The 14,753-nt window shown below is 66.1% G+C and carries 16 protein-coding genes; 11 read left to right on the top strand and 5 right to left on the bottom strand.

Annotation, left to right across the window (positions count from 1 at the left end; translation table 11 throughout):
* Window positions 1-4 precede the first annotated feature (4 nt).
* From ACQY8M_RS17510 to gluQRS, 3 genes are all read right to left on the bottom strand, one after another.
* Window positions 5-1,111: a 5-methyltetrahydropteroyltriglutamate--homocysteine S-methyltransferase gene (locus tag ACQY8M_RS17510; protein ID WP_428674481.1), complete on the bottom strand. Its 1,107-nt coding sequence runs from the start codon at window positions 1,109-1,111 to the stop codon at window positions 5-7.
* Entirely contained in the window at window positions 1,108-2,265 is a 1,158-nt protein-coding gene (locus ACQY8M_RS17505; RefSeq protein WP_428674479.1) for an aromatic ring-hydroxylating oxygenase subunit alpha, read from the bottom strand. The genes ACQY8M_RS17510 and ACQY8M_RS17505 overlap by 4 nt, the downstream gene beginning before the upstream one ends.
* A 131-nt stretch (window positions 2,266-2,396) precedes the next feature.
* Complete coding sequence (gene gluQRS, locus ACQY8M_RS17500; RefSeq protein WP_428674477.1) at window positions 2,397-3,254, bottom strand: tRNA glutamyl-Q(34) synthetase GluQRS; 858 nt, start codon at window positions 3,252-3,254, stop codon at window positions 2,397-2,399.
* A gap of 65 nt (window positions 3,255-3,319) precedes the next feature.
* Here gluQRS and ACQY8M_RS17495 point away from each other — a divergent pair, with 65 nt between their 5' ends.
* From ACQY8M_RS17495 to ACQY8M_RS17460, 8 genes are all read left to right on the top strand, one after another.
* Window positions 3,320-3,979 (top strand): DNA-3-methyladenine glycosylase family protein, encoded by a 660-nt coding sequence (locus tag ACQY8M_RS17495; protein ID WP_428674475.1) that lies wholly within the window; start codon window positions 3,320-3,322, stop codon window positions 3,977-3,979.
* Window positions 3,976-4,656, top strand: a complete 681-nt coding sequence (locus tag ACQY8M_RS17490; protein ID WP_428674473.1) for an alpha/beta hydrolase — start codon at window positions 3,976-3,978, stop codon at window positions 4,654-4,656. Before ACQY8M_RS17495 ends, ACQY8M_RS17490 begins: the two co-directional genes overlap by 4 nt.
* Complete coding sequence (locus ACQY8M_RS17485; protein WP_428674471.1) at window positions 4,653-5,891, top strand: serine hydrolase domain-containing protein; 1,239 nt, start codon at window positions 4,653-4,655, stop codon at window positions 5,889-5,891. The genes ACQY8M_RS17490 and ACQY8M_RS17485 overlap by 4 nt, the downstream gene beginning before the upstream one ends.
* A gap of 145 nt (window positions 5,892-6,036) precedes the next feature.
* Window positions 6,037-7,338: an MFS transporter gene (locus tag ACQY8M_RS17480; RefSeq protein WP_428674469.1), complete on the top strand. Its 1,302-nt coding sequence runs from the start codon at window positions 6,037-6,039 to the stop codon at window positions 7,336-7,338.
* 83 nt (window positions 7,339-7,421) lie between these two features.
* Window positions 7,422-8,858: a carotenoid oxygenase family protein gene (locus tag ACQY8M_RS17475; protein ID WP_428674467.1), complete on the top strand. Its 1,437-nt coding sequence runs from the start codon at window positions 7,422-7,424 to the stop codon at window positions 8,856-8,858.
* Between the two features lie 157 nt (window positions 8,859-9,015).
* The gene (locus tag ACQY8M_RS17470) at window positions 9,016-9,681 is read left to right on the top strand and encodes a glutathione S-transferase family protein (protein ID WP_428674465.1); all 666 of its coding nucleotides are present in this window, start codon (window positions 9,016-9,018) and stop codon (window positions 9,679-9,681) included.
* A 14-nt stretch (window positions 9,682-9,695) separates the two neighbouring features.
* Window positions 9,696-10,697: an NAD(P)H-dependent flavin oxidoreductase gene (locus ACQY8M_RS17465; RefSeq protein ID WP_428674463.1), complete on the top strand. Its 1,002-nt coding sequence runs from the start codon at window positions 9,696-9,698 to the stop codon at window positions 10,695-10,697.
* Window positions 10,697-10,876 carry a hypothetical protein gene (locus ACQY8M_RS17460; protein ID WP_428674461.1) on the top strand — a complete coding sequence of 60 codons (180 nt, stop codon included), beginning with the start codon at window positions 10,697-10,699 and terminating at the stop codon, window positions 10,874-10,876. Before ACQY8M_RS17465 ends, ACQY8M_RS17460 begins: the two co-directional genes overlap by 1 nt.
* 175 nt (window positions 10,877-11,051) lie before the next feature.
* Here ACQY8M_RS17460 and ACQY8M_RS17455 read toward each other — a convergent pair whose 3' ends face one another.
* Window positions 11,052-11,897: a hypothetical protein gene (locus ACQY8M_RS17455; RefSeq protein WP_428674459.1), complete on the bottom strand. Its 846-nt coding sequence runs from the start codon at window positions 11,895-11,897 to the stop codon at window positions 11,052-11,054.
* 18 nt (window positions 11,898-11,915) lie between these two features.
* Here ACQY8M_RS17455 and ACQY8M_RS17450 point away from each other — a divergent pair, with 18 nt between their 5' ends.
* From ACQY8M_RS17450 to ACQY8M_RS17440, 3 genes are read left to right on the top strand one after another with little or no spacing between them, the layout of a single operon-like run.
* Window positions 11,916-12,437 (top strand): YqaA family protein, encoded by a 522-nt coding sequence (locus ACQY8M_RS17450; RefSeq protein ID WP_428674457.1) that lies wholly within the window; start codon window positions 11,916-11,918, stop codon window positions 12,435-12,437.
* A gap of 5 nt (window positions 12,438-12,442) precedes the next feature.
* A complete protein-coding gene (locus ACQY8M_RS17445; RefSeq protein WP_428674455.1) occupies window positions 12,443-12,940 on the top strand; it encodes a disulfide bond formation protein B in 498 nt (165 codons plus the stop codon).
* Window positions 12,937-13,500, top strand: coding sequence for a demethoxyubiquinone hydroxylase family protein (locus ACQY8M_RS17440; RefSeq protein ID WP_428674453.1), 564 nt, complete (start codon window positions 12,937-12,939; stop codon window positions 13,498-13,500). The genes ACQY8M_RS17445 and ACQY8M_RS17440 overlap by 4 nt, the downstream gene beginning before the upstream one ends.
* On the opposite strand, the gene ACQY8M_RS17435 is transcribed toward ACQY8M_RS17440, so the two are convergent.
* The gene (locus ACQY8M_RS17435) at window positions 13,497-14,684 is read right to left on the bottom strand and encodes a Fic family protein (RefSeq protein WP_428674451.1); all 1,188 of its coding nucleotides are present in this window, start codon (window positions 14,682-14,684) and stop codon (window positions 13,497-13,499) included. The genes ACQY8M_RS17440 and ACQY8M_RS17435 overlap by 4 nt on opposite strands.
* Between the last annotated feature and the right edge of the window lie 69 nt (window positions 14,685-14,753).

Raw genomic sequence — 14,753 nt, 5'->3', positions numbered from 1 at the left:
GACGCTAGCCCCACACTTCTTTCGCCACCTCGACGCAGCGCGCGAGCTTGGCCCATTGCTCGTCCTCGGCCAGGAGATTGCCCTCCTCGGTCGAGGCGAAGCCGCATTGCGGCGAGAGGCATAGCTGGTCGAGAGGCGCGAACTTCGCCGCCTCCTCGATGCGGCGCTCGAGCTGGTCCTTGCTCTCCAGCGCGCCGGTCTTGGAGGTCATCACGCCGAGCACGACGTGCTTGTCCCTGGGCAGAAAACGCAGCGGCTCGAAGCCGCCGGCGCGCTCGGAGTCGTACTCCATGAAGTAGGCGTCGACGTCCATCCCGTTGAACAGGATGTCGGCAACCCGCTCGTAGCCGCCCTGCGCCATCCAGGTCGAACGGAAGTTGCCGCGGCAGAGATGCATCGAGATGGTCATGCCGGGCGTGCGGCCGGCGCAGGCGGCGTTCACCAGATCGGCATAGACGTGCAGCAGCTTGTCCGGATCCTCACCGCGGTCGCGCAGCATCTGGCGTTGCGCGTCGTCGCAGAGATAGGCAACGAACACCTCGTCAAGCTGCAGGTAGGTGCAGCCCACTTCACCGAATGCCTTCACCGCCTTGCCATACGCCTTTCCGAGATCGGCAAAGAACGGCTCCATCTCGGGATAGACCGACTTCTCGATCGCCTGCCGCCCGCCGCGGAAGTGCAGAGCCGTCGGCGAGGGAATGGTCATCTTCGGAACCGCCTTCGCCACCGACTTCAGGAAGCGGAAGTGCTCGATCATCGGATGATCGGCCGGGAAGTCGATCTTGCCGTGGACGTGCAGACCCTCGGCCTTGGTCTGCGTGCCCTTGAACTGCAGGCCCTGCGCCACGCTCACCAGCTCGACCCCGTCGAGCGCGGCCAGGAAATCGTAGTGCCACCACGAGCGGCGGAACTCGCCGTCGGTCACCGCCTGCAGGCCGATCGATTCCTGCTTCGCGACGAGCTTCGCGATCTCGGCGTCTTCGACCGCTCTAAATTGTGCCGGCGTGATCTCGCCGGCGAGACGCCTCGTCCGCGCCTCCTTGACCGGCGCACTGCGCAGCAGGCTGCCGACCTGGTCGGCGCGGAACGGCGGCTTGCTGCGCTGGCTCACGCGGAGACCCCGAGGGCATTGCGGATCGAGCGGTGGAAATGGACCAGCGACGGCTCGTTGCGGCCGTAGATCACCTCTTCGGTCGCTCCCGATTCGAAGCCGATCTGCATGCGCTCGCCGAGCGGGAAGTCCTCCTCCATCACCGTGCGGATGGCGATGTCGCGGTTCTTCTCCCAGTAGGACTCCGGCCGCGTCGTCCCGGCCGGCTTGTAGATCGTCATCTCGACCTCGCAGCGGCTCGGATCGTCGCGCCCCGGGAAGGCGCGCCAAATCTCGACATGATCGAGCTGCCAGATCAGCAACGCGTTGGGGAAGAGCTGGTAGATCGCCACCACGTGCCTGAGATAGTCGCGCTCGCCCTCGGGCAGTTCGCGCAGCTTGTCGATCGAGGTCTTAGCCACGCACATGCGGCCGTTCAGCCCGGCTTCGTCGAACAGCCCGGTGTTGCCGATGAAGTACGGCCCGATGGTTTTCCGGTGCAGGTGCGGGATGTGATAGCCCTCGAGGAAAGTGTCGATCGCGAACTTCCAGTTGATGCGCGGGTTCACCCGATCGGTCGAGAACAGGGGGTAGGTGTCGAGCTGGAGCGCCGCGAGGTCTGCGGCCATCGGCCCAAGCGCCGCATCGATATCGAGCGTCGCACTCTCGTCCGGCCCCACCGCACGGGCCCGTATATAGAGCATGCCGTATTTCTCGGCGCAGGGCAGCGGTACCAGCCCGTGTGCCGCGAGGTCGAGGCCCGCGAAGCCCACCTTGTCGGTGGTGCCGAGCAGCTTGCCGGCGGAGTCGTAGGTCCAGCCGTGATAGGGGCAGACGAAGGCCCGAGCGTTGCCGCAGCCCGACGCGACCGGCGCGCCGCGATGGCGGCAGATGTTGGCGAAGGCCCGGACCTGCCCGTCGGCGCCGCGCGTCATCAGCACGGGCATGCCGGCCACGTCCTCGGCGAGGTAGTCGCCGGGCTTGGGCAGTCGTGTCGACAGCCCCATGAACATCGGCAGCTCACGGAACAGCCTCTCGCGCTCCAGCGCCGCCCGCTCGCGGCAGGAATAGTTGACGGTCCGGTTGCGGAACAGGTCGTCCGCAAGATCGGTGGTACGGGCATCGATGTGCCCGATCAGCCGCCTCCCGACGGCCAGCTCTTCTTGTCTGTTCATGGCGGAAGGGTAGGACGACTTTCTGCTTGCCGCTAGCCCTTCCTCCCCCGTCTTCGGGGGAGGTGGCGGCGTCTTACGCCGTCGGAGGGGGCGTGGCGCACCATCTCGCGTCACGCCCCCTCCGTCGCGGATTACCCCGCCACCTCCCCCGAAGACGGGGGAGGAAGTCGATCAATCAACTCGAAAATCTCTTCCGGCGTCTTGCCGCTTTCGCGGAGAGATCGCAGCGTGAGTGACCTGTCGCGCTTGGCGAAGCGGCGGCCGGTGGGGTCGGTCAGCAGCCTGTGGTGGGCGTAAGCCGGCGTCTCGTAGCCGAGCAAGCGCTGCAGGAGGACGTGCACGTGCGTCGAGGGCAGGAGGTCCTCGCCGCGCGTCACCAGGGTCACGCCCTGCAGGTGATCGTCGACGGTGACGGAGAGGTGATAGCTGGTCGGGGTGTCCTTGCGGGCCAGCACGACGTCGCCGAACAGCAGCGGCTCGCCCTCGATCCGGCCATGTGTCTCGTCGGTGAAGGCGTAGGGTCCGGCCTCGACGGCGGCGCGGGCGGCGTCGAGGCGCAGGCAGTGCTCCTCGCCGGCTGCCAGGCGGGCGCGGCGTTCGTCGCGCGGCAGATGCCGGCAGGTGCCGGGGTAGAGCGGGCCGTCGGGGCCGTGCGGCGCATCGGTCGCCGCGGCGATGTCGGCGCGGGTGCAGAAGCAGGGATAGATCAGGTCGCGCGCATCGAGCCTGTCGAGCGCCCGGCCGTAGTCGGCAAAATGCTCGGATTGGCGGCGCACGTCGCCGTCCCAGTCGAGGCCGAGCCAGCGCAGGTCGTCGAGGATCGCGGTCTCGAACTCGCGCCGGCTGCGGCGGATGTCGATGTCCTCGATGCGCAGCAGGAACCGGCCGCCTGCCTCGCGCGCCCGCTGCCAGGCGTTACGCGCCGAATAGGCGTGACCGAGATGCAGCTCGCCCGTCGGGCTAGGCGCAAATCGCGTTACGACGGTCACGGCCGCAGACATGAGAGCATGGACGGAACTTACAGCGCTGTTGCGCGGCGTGCTATGCGAAGCCCATGGCCCAGCCCGTCCTCGACGCCACGAACCTCAAGAAGGCGATGCGTCATCTCGCCAAGGTCGATCCCGATTTCGCACGCGCGATCGAGGAAGTCGGTCATCCCGAGTTGCGCGAGGTGCCGCGCGGGTTCGGCGGGCTGATGCGCTCGATCGTCGGCCAGCAGGTCTCCGTGCATGCCGCGCGCTCGATCTGGCTCAGGCTCGAGGCGGCAGTGCCGTCGATGGAGCCGGCCGAGTTCCTGGCGATGACCGACGAGCAGCTGCGCGCCGTCGGCCTGTCCGGCGCCAAGATCAAGTACGGCCGCTCGCTCGCCTCCGACATCGTCGAGGGCAAGATCGACTTCGAGGCGCTGCACGAGCTTGATGATGTCGCCGCGATCGCCATGCTGACGCAGGCGAAGGGCATCGGCCCGTGGACCGCGGAGATCTACCTGATGTTCGCCCATGGCCGGCCGGACATCATGCCGGGGCTCGATCTCGGCCTCGTCATCGCCGCACAGCATCTCAAGAAGCTGCGCAAGCGGCCCGACGCAAAGCGGCTTCTCAAAATCGCCGAAGCATGGCGGCCCTGGCGCAGTGCGGCGGCGCTGCTGCTCTGGCACTATCGCCGCAACATGCCCGACTGGAGCGCAAAAGAACCGAAGGCGGAGAGGAAATGACCAGGATCGACGGACCGAGCCACGGCCCGCTGGCGGGCGGCAAGCCCGGCCATCTCGTGGTGCTGCTGCACGGCTACGGCGCCGACGGCAACGATTTGATCGGGCTTGCGCCGGTGCTGGCGCCGCTGATGCCCGACGTGGTGTTCCACGCGCCCAACGCGCCCTACCCGTGCGAGGGCAATCCGATGGGTTATCAATGGTTCGGCATCTCGCGCCTCGATCCGGCCGTTGCGGCGGCGGGCGTGCGCTCGGCCGCGCCGTTCGTCGACACCTTCCTCGACGAGACGATGGCCAGATATGGGCTCGACGAGAGCAAGACGGTGCTCGTCGGTTTCTCGCAGGGCACCATGATGGCGCTGCACGTCGGCCTGCGCCGCACCACGCCGCTCGCGGGCATCATCGGCTTCTCCGGCATGCTGGCCGCGCCCGATGCGCTCGGCACGGAAATCAGGTCGCGCCCTCCCGTGCTGCTGCTGCACGGCGACAGGGACGAGATGCTGCCGCATCAGCTCACCGAACGCGCCACCGAAGTGCTGCTCCAGCACGGCGTGAAGACCGCCATGCACATTGCGCAAGGGCTCGGCCACGGCATCGACGAGACCGGCCTCGGTCACGCCGCGCGCTTCCTGCTCGAAGCCTTCAAGCTGCCAATGCCCCAGGGCAACGCTGGACCATGAAGATCGACGGCACCTGTAAACGCGGCTTCGAGCGCATTGCTGAAGCCTTCGAGCGCAACTTCGGGGAGCGCGGCGAGGTCGGCGCCTCGGTTTCAGTGACCGTCGGCGGCGAGACTGTCGTGGACCTGTGGGGCGGCAAGGCCAACCAGGAGACCAACGCACCGTGGACGAAGGATACGGTCGGCATCGTGTTCTCCTGCACCAAGGGCGCGACCTCCCTCTGCGCCCACGTGCTGGCGAGCCGCGGCAAGCTCGACCTCGACGCACCGGTCACGGAGCTGTGGCCCGAGTTCGGCCAGCACGGCAAGGAACGCGTCACCACGCGCATGATGCTCGACCATTCGGCCGGCGTGCCGGCGCTGCGCGAAAAGGTGAAGGACTCCGGCCCTTACGAATGGGATTACATGACGGAGCGGCTGGCGGCCGAGGAGCCGTTCTGGGTGCCCGGCACGCGCAACGGCTATCACGGCTTCACCTTCGGCTGGACGGTCGGCGAGATGGTGCGGCGCGCGTCGGGCAAGTCGCTCGGCACGTTCTTCCAGGACGAGATCGCCAAACCGCTCGGGCTCGACTTCTGGATCGGCCTGCCCGAGGCGATCGAGCCCCGGGTCGCGCCGATGATCCCGTACATCTACAAGCCGGCGCAGACCAGGACGCCGTTCATGACCGACCTTTCGAAGGTCCCGACGTCGCCCGCCTCGCTGTTCTTCTTCAATGTCGGTGCCTGGCGCACCGGCGGCGCCAACACGCGTGCCGGCCATGCGGCGGAGATCGGCGCGGCCAACGGCATCACCAATGCGCGCGGGCTGGCCGGCATGTACGCGCCGCTGGCCGACGGTGGAAAAATGAGGGGCGGCGGCAAGCTGGTCGATGGCAAGACCCTTACCTGCATGGGCGAAGTCTCAATGGCGACGCACGACGATGCCACCCTGCGCATCCCGACGCGCTTTGCGCTCGGCTTCATGAAGTCGATGGATAACCGCAAGCGCAGCGAAGGGGCGAAAATATTCGGCCCGGACATCGACAGCGTGATCATGGGCAGCGCTGCCTTCGGCCACGTCGGCGCCGGCGGGTCGCTGGGTTTCGCCGATCCTGCGGCCGGGATGTCGTTCGGCTACACCATGAACCGCATGGGCCCCGGCCTGCTGCTCAACGACCGCGGCCAGGCGCTGGTCGACGCGACCTATCTCTCGCTCGGCTACAGCAACAAGGACGGCGGGGTTTGGGTGAGGTGAGGCTCAGTCGCAGGCGACGCTCTTGCCACGAACGACTTTGTCATCCCGAGCGTAGCGAGGGATCTTTCCTGTCGCCGGAAGGATCCCTCGCTACGCTCGGGATGACAATCTTGCTCGGGTCGACAGTCGCACGCGCGCTCCCCTGATGCTCCCCGTCTTCCGCCCTCTGCAGGATCGCGCCGTCCTCACCGTATGGTCCGGCCTTTGCACCTCGACGATCGGCGAGGACCTGTTCCGGGTGGCCAGCGTCTGGCTCGCGGTCGAGGTCGCCGGCAACATGGTGGGCCTCGTCACCGGCGTGCAGTACGTCGCCATGCTGGTGGCCGGGCTGTTCGGCGGCGTGCTGTTCGACCGTTGGCGGCCGGTGCAGGCCATGCTGGTGTCGCGGTGGTGGAGTGCCGCCTTCTGCCTGCTGCCGGTGATCGGCTACTACGTCTCCGGCCTCTCGATCACCCTGCTCATCATCTCCTCGGTCGGCCTCGCCTCGCTGCGCATGGTGTTCTCGCCGGCACTGCAATCCACCATCCCGACCCTGGTGCCCGACCGCAACAGCCAGCAGGCGATCAACGGGCTGTTCGACGCGACCTATCGCATCGCCCGCCTCGTCGGGCCGATGGTGGCGGCGCTGCTGCATCTCTTCATGCCGGTCATCCATTTCCTGACCGCGACGGCCATCGGCTTCCTGGTGTCGGGCGCCGCGATCCGCGCCGCGCGCGAGCGGCTGGAGGGCGGCCTCGGCGACCCGGTGCGCATGCAGCCCGGCCTCCGGGGCGCGTGGGAGGCGGTGACGGCCGGCTTCCGCCTGATGCTGTCGGAACCGGTCACCGGCGCGCTGCTGCTGACGAACGCGCTGATGAACGGCCCGTGGATGGTGGCGCTGAGCCTTGCGATCGCGCTGATCGTCACCGAGTACCGGCCGACCTTCCTGGGCTTCGGCGACCTGGCGGCCTACGCCCTGGTGATGGGCGCGTACGGTGTCGGTGACTTCACCGGCAGCATCATCGCCGGCAGCGTGCGCTTCCGAAATCCGCTGTCGACCATGTTCCTGGGCTACATCGTGATGGGTATCGGCTTCGCCTGGCTTGCCGTGGCGGTCTGGCTGCTGCCCGCCAGCGTGCTGCTGCCCGCGATGATGATCGGCGGCCTGCTGGGCGGCCTCGGCGGCCCGTTCTACTTCGTGCCGATGATCACGCGCATGCAGACCGTGTTCCATGGCCACGACATCGCCCGCGTGTTCCGCTTCAGGCTGGTCGTGATGGCTGCGGGCATGCTGCTCTGCAGCGTCATCGCGACCTGGTGCTTCGAGCTGATGGGCGCCGTCGCCACGCAGCTTGCCTGCGGGATCCTGATCCTCGCCGTCGGTATCGCCGGCCACATCCTCTGCCGCCGCCACGAACGCCGCGAACGTCGCGGCACCGCCGATCCCGTCCCGACACCGGGCAAATAAATCGTCCAAAATCCTCTTGCGGGAAACACCGTGTATTGATAGCGTTCTCATAGATACACGGCGTTTCCCTAACGGAGGCTGACATGGCGAAGGCATTCCCGACCGACAATCCTTTCCTGCAGGGCTATTACGGCCCGGTGAATACCGAGGCGGATGCCGCCCATCTGCACATCACCGGCGAGATGCCGAAGAACCTGCTGGGCACGCTGTACCGCAACGGCCCGAACCCGCAGTTCGCGCCGCGCGGCCCGTACCACTGGTTCGGCGGCGACGGCATGATCCACGCGTTCCACATCGAGAACGGCAACGTCTCGTACAAGAACCGCTGGGTGCGCACGCCCAAGTGGGAGATCGAGAACAAGGAGGGCGAGGGCCTGTCCGGCACCTTCGGCAATCCGCGCTACACCGACCCGCGGGTGATGGCGCTGAACTCGACGATCGCCAACACCAACATCGTGTGGCACGGCGGCAAGCTGCTCGCGCTCGAGGAGGCGCACGCGCCCTTCTCGCTCGATCCCGCGACCCTGATGCCGGTCGGGCCGGACGGCGGCTACGAGACCTGGGGCAACAAGCTGGTCGGGCCGTTCACCGCCCATCCCAAGCTCGACCCGGTGACCGGTGAGATGGTGTTCTTCGGCTACTCGGCCAAGGGCCGCTTCAGCAAGGAGGTCAGCCTCCAGACCGTCACCGCCGATGGCCGCATCACGCGGTCGGAGATCCTCGACGGGCCGTTCCCGTCGATGATCCACGACTTCGCGGTGACGAAAAACTGGATCGTGCTGCCGATCTTCCCGCTCACCTCGTCGATGGAGCGCGCGATGAGCGGCAAGCCGCCCTTCGCCTGGGAACCGGACAAGGGCACACACATCGCCTTCATCCCGCGCAACGGCACTATCGCCGACGTGAAGTGGGTGAGCGCGCCGCCGTGCTACGTCTTCCATCCGATGAACCACTACGAGACGGACGACGGCAAGATCGTCGTCGACGTCATGAAGTTCGATGTAGCGCCGCTGTTTCCGTTGCCTGACGGGTCGCCCTCGACGAAGGAGCTGCCGTTCGCCAAGCTGACGCGCTGGACGTTCGACCTCGACGGTCACGGCAACACCTTCCGCGAGCAGCAGCTCGACGACCGCTCGGGCGAGTTCCCGCGCTTCGACGAGCGCTTCTGCATGAGCGACTACCGCCATGGCTGGATCGTCGCCGGCGACGTCACCGATCCGAAAACGGGCGAGCCCCGCCAGGACGGCCTGATCCATTACGACCTCAAGACCGGCAAGAGCACAGGCTGGAGCGCCGGCAAGGACGACCGCTTCGGCGAGCCGATTTTCGTGCCGCGGTCCGAGAATGCCGCCGAGGGCGACGGCTGGCTCCTGAGCGTGCTCTATCGCGGCGAGGAAAAGCGCTCGGATCTCGCGGTGTTCGAGGCGACCGACCTCGGCAAGGGCCCGATCGCCCTGGCGCATCTGTCGAGCCGCGTGCCGGCAGGCTTCCACGGCAACTGGCGGCCGGGTACGGTGTGAGCAATGCTTCCTCCCCATTCTCATGGGGAGGTGGCGCCGTAATACGGCGACGGAGGGGTCATGGGCGACAGTCGTGCTGTCGTTCATGACCCCTCCGCCCCGATTACGGGGCACCTCCCCAGAAGACTGGGGAGGAGACAGAAAGAAGCGCCGAGAGATGATCACCGTCCACCACCTCAACAACTCCCGCTCGCAGCGCATCCTGTGGATGCTGGAGGAGCTCGGGCTCGACTACGAGGTAAAGCGCTACGAGCGCGAGCCGTCGATGCAGGCGCCGGCGTCGCTGAAGGCGGTGCATCCGCTCGGCAAGTCGCCGGTGATCACCGACGGCGACAAGACGCTGGCCGAGTCGGGCGCGATCCTCGAATATCTGGTCGAGACCTACGGCAACGGCCGGTTCATCCCGGCTGCCGGCACGGCGGAGCGCATCCATTACCGGTACTTCCTGCACTATGCCGAAGGCTCGCTGATGCCGCTGCTGCTGATGAAGCTGATCTTCGGCCGCATCCCCGACCGCCTGCCCTTCCTCTTCAAGCCGGTCGGCCACGCGATCGTGAAGGGCGCCAACGCGACCCTGCTCGACCCGCAGATCGGCAACCACTTCATGTTCCTCGAGAGCGAGCTCGCCCGGCGCGACTGGTTCGCCGGGCCGGAGTTCACCGCCGCCGACATCCAGATGAGCTTCCCGCTCGAAGCCGCCTCGGCCCGCGCGCCGATCGTGCGCCGGATGCCGAAGCTCGCCGCCTTCCTCGACCGCATCCACGCGCGGCCGGCCTACGAACGCGCCCTCGCCAAGGGCGGTCCCTACGAACTGATGAAATAGGAACAGGACATCACATGGCACTTCCGGCTTTGCTGCGCGACAACCTTTCGATTCCCGTGGTCGGCGCGCCGCTCTTCATCGTCTCCAATCCCGACCTGGTGATCGAGCAGTGCAAGGCCGGCGTCGTCGGCTCCTTCCCCGCGCTGAACGCGCGTCCGAAGGAGATGCTCGAGGAGTGGCTGAAGCGCATCACCGGCGAGCTCGCCGAGTACAAGGCCAGGCATCCCGAAAAGAAGGTGGCGCCCTTCGCGGTCAACCAGATCGTGCACAGCTCGAACGACCGGCTGCAGCACGATGTCGAGCTCTGCGAGAAGTACAAGGTGCCGATCCAGATCACCTCGCTGCGCGCGCCCGACGACGTCGTCGTCTCGGCCAAGCGCTATGGCTGCCTGGTGTTCCATGACGTGACCAACATCGTGCATGCCAAGCGCGCGCTGCAGGCCGGCGTCGACGGCCTCATCCTGGTCTGCGCAGGTGCGGGCGGTCATGCAGGCCGGCTCTCGCCCTTCGCCCTGGTGCCGGAAGTGCGCCAGTTCTACGACGGCTGCATCCTGCTCTCGGGGTCCATAGCCAACGGTGCGAGCGTCCTGGCCGCGCAGGCGCTGGGCGCCGATCTCGCCTATCTCGGCACGCGCTTCATCGCCGCCAAGGAGGCAAATGCGACCGAAGCCAACAAGCAGTGCATCGTCGAGTCGACCGGCGAGGAGATCGTCTACACCAACCTCTTCACCGGCGTGCACGGCAACTATCTGAAGAAGAGCATCGCCGCCGCAGGCCTCGATCCCGAGGACCTGCCGACCGCCGACAAGAGCAAGATGAACTTCAACTCCGGCGGCAACCAGAAGGCCAAGGCGTGGCGCGACATCTGGGGCGCAGGCCAGGGCGTCGGCCAGATCTTCGACGCCCCGCCGGCGGCCGAGATCGTGGCGCGGCTCAAGGCGGAGTACGATGCGGCCCGCGCCGCGCTGTTCGCCGGCGAGACGGTGCCGACGCAGCTCAAGGCCGCGGCGGAGTAATGTCGCTCTACGAAGCGCTGGCGGTCGTCGCGCTCCTTGGCGCTGGCGGCTTCGCCTACTACCTCTACCGCTCGGACACCCGCCCCAGGTCCGACGCTCCGCAAGGCCAGTCAGCCGTGCGCGAGGGCGGCGAGTCGATGTTCGCGCGAAACCCCGCGGACAAGGACAAGAGCGTTTAGCCTGCAGTTTTTTTTATAGATCCCCTCCCCCGTCTTCGGGGGAGGTGGCGCCGTCTTACGGCGTCGGAGGGGGTGTGACGCACCATCTCGCGTCACACCCCCTCCGTCGCGGATTACCGCGCCACCTCCCCCGCAAGCGGGGGAGGCAAGGTTTTTTGGTCGAGCCCCCCCGGTCCTATTGCGCGACCGTGAGGAGCCAGCGGGCCAGAGTGCCGCCGCGCGCGGTCGGCAGGATGCTGGGTGCGCCGTACAATTTGACCGTCGCGGCGCATCCGTCGCCCGTCGACAGCTTCTCGAACGTGCTGAGCTGCTCGAGATCCTTGTCGGTATAGCCCGCCTCGCCGAGCACGCGCCCGATCTCCTCTGTCTTCAGCACCGCCTTGGGTGTCCCGCCCTTGCCATTGCGATACGCCTGCTCCTGCAAGGCGAGCGCCTGCTTGAGCAGGATCTTTCCGTCGGCGTCGAGCTTGTTGGCATTCTGGAGGCCGGCCAGGCCGAGCTCGCGGCAGAGCACCGGATCCTTCGTCTGCAGATACTTCGCCAGGACCTCCATCCCGCCGGTCGCCTTCAGGGCACTGTCGTCGTCTGCCGCGAGAAGCGTCGGGATGATGTATCGCTGCCTGACCTCGACTCCGAACCGTGCGCCCGGAGACGGCATCTGTCCGGGATTCTTCAGTTCGTCGGCGATGGCTGCGCGAAGCTTCTGCTCGAGAGCAGGATTTTCGGCGATCACCAGGCCGACGAGAGGCATGTCCTTTGCCGCCTCCACGCCGCGCTCGACGTCGGCCGAGGACGGCCCGCGCAGGTACTGAGCGCCGAAACCGATAACGGCCGCGACGACGGCTGCGGCGAGGACAATCAGGATCGTTTGGGAGATTTTGCGAGAGCGAATGATGGGCTGATTCCTGTTACGCGGGTGGTCTTCCAGCTCGGCGACACTTTGCCAAAGCCCGGAAGCACCTGCTAGTGATCGCCCTAAATGCGCAGACTTTATGACTGGGTGATCCGGCTCGCCGGGCACCCCCGGGCAATTCCCGCCATGGGCGTGGTGTCTTTCGCCGAAAGCTCGTTCTTCCCGATCCCGCCCGACGTCATGCTGGTGCCGATGATCCTGGCCAATCGGCAGAAGGCGTTCACGATCGCACTGGTCTGCACGGTCTGCTCGGTGCTCGGCGGGCTCTTGGGCTATGCGATCGGCTTCTATTTTTTCGAGACGATCGGCGCCTGGGTGGTGAAGACCTACGGGCTTCAGGCCGGCATGGAGAGGTTCCGCGACGAATTCGCCCGCTACGGCACCTGGGTAATCCTCATCAAGGGCCTGACGCCGATCCCCTACAAGCTGGTGACGATCGCTTCAGGCGCCGCGCATTTTGATCTCTTCACGTTCGTGTGGGCGTCGATCGTGACGCGTGGCGCCCGCTTCTTCCTCGTGGCAGCTTTGCTGTGGAAGTTCGGCGAACCGATCCGCGCCTTCATCGAGAAGCGGCTGACGCTGGTCATGTGGCTGTTCCTGATCGCGCTGGTCGGCGGCTTCGTCGCGGTGAAGTTCCTGTTCAACTAGAGGCCATGTCGCTCCCCTACCCTACCCGAATCGGCCTGATCGCAGCGCTCGGCAGCATCGCCTTGCTGGGCGGCGCCTATTGGTTCCAGTACGTCGTCGGCCTCGCGCCGTGCGACATGTGCCTGTGGCAGCGCTATCCGCACATGCTGGCGATCCTGTTCGGGCTGCTCACCCTGCCGCTGATGACGGCGCCGCGGGTCGCTCTGGTCTTCACGCTGCTGGCGATCCTGGCACTGTTCGCGACATCGGCCATCGGCGCCTTTCACGCCGGCGTCGAGTATCATCTTTGGGAAGGTCCGCAGGCCTGCTCGGGCCGCATTCCCACCGGCCTGTCGGCCGAGGAGCTGAAGAAGATCCTGCTCGGCGCCCGCATGGTCCGTTGCGACGAGGCGGCATGGAAGATGTGGGGCATCTCGATGGCCGGCTGGAACGCGATCCTGTCGGGCGGGCTGGCGATCCTGCTGTCGGGCCACCTCATTCGCCACGCGAGGACGACGCCATGAAAACCGGCGAGCAACGCAATCCCGGCGATCTCGAGCCACGCGCGCTGGTCGAGCGGGTGATCCGCGTCGACCAGGCCGGCGAGTTCGGCGCCGTGCGCATCTATGAAGGCCAGCTCGCGGCGCTGCGCTGGACCGGCCGCGCGAATGGCGACGCGGGCCGCAAGATCGCCGCGATGGCGCGCGGCGAGCGCGAGCATCGCGCGACCTTCGACAGGATGCTGGCGCAACGCCACGTCCGGCCGACCGCGCTGTCGCCGCTCTGGAGCCTGGCGGGATTCGGGCTCGGCGTGGCGACCGCGCTGATGGGCGAAAAGGCTGCGATGGCCTGCACTGTCGCCGTCGAGGAGACGATCGAGGAGCACTATGCCGGCCAAGCCGCCCAGCTCGGCGACGACGAGGCGGAGCTGCGCACCACCATCGAGAAGTTCCGTGCCGACGAGATCGGCCACAAGGACGAGGCGCTTGCCTCCGGCGCCGAGCAGACGCCCGGCTACGAGGCGCTGACCTCGGTCATCAAGGCCGGCTCCAAGCTCGCCATCTGGCTGTCGATGAGGATTTAGCCGGAAGCGGGCTCCGTCAAAGGCTCAGTGCCTTCATTGAGAATATCTAGGTATGCCTTGTATGAAAAAACACGGCCACGAAGTCTACCGGTCACTTCCTCTACAACTCCAAGTCGCGAAAGGTCGACCAACGCGGAATTGATGGTTGGCGCACTCAAGCCTGTCCTCACGACGAGAAGAGCAGAGGTAACGTAAGGAGTCTGCTGAAGCAGGTCGTGGACCCGAAGAGCCGAACTCACCCGATCGCTCTCCGACCCGATCCGCTCCCTATCACGCTTGAACAAATCTACAATGCGCGTTGCGGCGTCGAATGCCTGATTTGCGGTTTCTGCGACGCCGTCCAGAAAGAACTCGAGCCAAGCCTCCCAAGCGCCGTGCTCACGTACCTCCTGAAGCAACCGATAGTAGTCGGCACGATGTGCTTTCAAGAAGAGGCTGAGATAGAGAAGAGGCTTATGCAGTACTCCGTTCACGCAAAGATACAGCGTGACGAGGAGCCGGCCGATGCGACCGTTGCCATCCAGGAAGGGATGGATCGTCTCGAACTGAACGTGCAGCAAGCCTGCTTTGATGATCGCGGGCAGCCGCGACTCTCGCTCGTGGATGAAGCTTTCGAGCGCATCGAGGCAATTCATGAGTTCCGTGGTAGGCGGCGGAACGAACAGGGCGTTGCCGGGGCGTGTGCCACCGATCCAGTTCTGCGTTCGTCGAAACTCGCCAGGGCTCTTTGCATTGCCTCTGCCACTTTGAAGAAGCCGCAGATGCATTTCACGAATGAGCCTGAGCGAAAGCGGCAGCTGCTCGACCCGCTCCAGGCCGTACATCAAGGCGTCGACGTAGTTCGAGACTTCCTGAACATCGTCGATGGGTTGCCCGGCCTGAGCGTCAGTCTCGAAACGAAGAAGATCCGTCAGCGTCGACTGCGTACCCTCGATCTGGGAGGAAAGGACGGCCTCCTTCCTCACATACATGTAGAGAAACAGCTCCTGGCGCGGCAGGAGCGTCGCGATGCCATCCAAGCGTCCCAAGGCTCGTTCCGCTTTACTCAGGCGCTCGAGAAGCGGCAGTAGCTCAATGGGTGGCGTCGGTGGAAGCGGCGGCGGAACGAAGGCGCGTACGACTTCTCCAGCAACGGGCGTTTCGACATAGCGGCCGAGCCGGCTGTCGTCCAAGGGATTGGTCACCGCAGCTATATGCGGACGATCGCCTATTTAAACAAGAGGCCATCCTCTTAAATAAGCACCCAGCTTAGA

It is taken from the genome of Reyranella sp., assembly GCF_965279465.1.
GTDB lineage: Bacteria > Pseudomonadota > Alphaproteobacteria > Reyranellales > Reyranellaceae > Reyranella.
Note: the sequence above shows the minus strand (reverse complement) of the source record. Positions and strands in the feature narration are given on the sequence as shown.

Coding starts and splice junctions, on each gene's coding strand:
- ACQY8M_RS17505 (WP_428674479.1), bottom strand. CDS start 2,265: ATGAACAGACAAGAAGAGCTGGCCGTCGGGAGGCGGCTGATCGGGCAC.
- ACQY8M_RS17495 (WP_428674475.1), top strand. CDS start 3,320: ATGGCCCAGCCCGTCCTCGACGCCACGAACCTCAAGAAGGCGATGCGT.
- ACQY8M_RS17490 (WP_428674473.1), top strand. CDS start 3,976: ATGACCAGGATCGACGGACCGAGCCACGGCCCGCTGGCGGGCGGCAAG.
- ACQY8M_RS17485 (WP_428674471.1), top strand. CDS start 4,653: ATGAAGATCGACGGCACCTGTAAACGCGGCTTCGAGCGCATTGCTGAA.
- ACQY8M_RS17480 (WP_428674469.1), top strand. CDS start 6,037: ATGCTCCCCGTCTTCCGCCCTCTGCAGGATCGCGCCGTCCTCACCGTA.
- ACQY8M_RS17475 (WP_428674467.1), top strand. CDS start 7,422: ATGGCGAAGGCATTCCCGACCGACAATCCTTTCCTGCAGGGCTATTAC.
- ACQY8M_RS17470 (WP_428674465.1), top strand. CDS start 9,016: ATGATCACCGTCCACCACCTCAACAACTCCCGCTCGCAGCGCATCCTG.
- ACQY8M_RS17465 (WP_428674463.1), top strand. CDS start 9,696: ATGGCACTTCCGGCTTTGCTGCGCGACAACCTTTCGATTCCCGTGGTC.
- ACQY8M_RS17460 (WP_428674461.1), top strand. CDS start 10,697: ATGTCGCTCTACGAAGCGCTGGCGGTCGTCGCGCTCCTTGGCGCTGGC.
- ACQY8M_RS17450 (WP_428674457.1), top strand. CDS start 11,916: ATGGGCGTGGTGTCTTTCGCCGAAAGCTCGTTCTTCCCGATCCCGCCC.
- ACQY8M_RS17445 (WP_428674455.1), top strand. CDS start 12,443: ATGTCGCTCCCCTACCCTACCCGAATCGGCCTGATCGCAGCGCTCGGC.
- ACQY8M_RS17440 (WP_428674453.1), top strand. CDS start 12,937: ATGAAAACCGGCGAGCAACGCAATCCCGGCGATCTCGAGCCACGCGCG.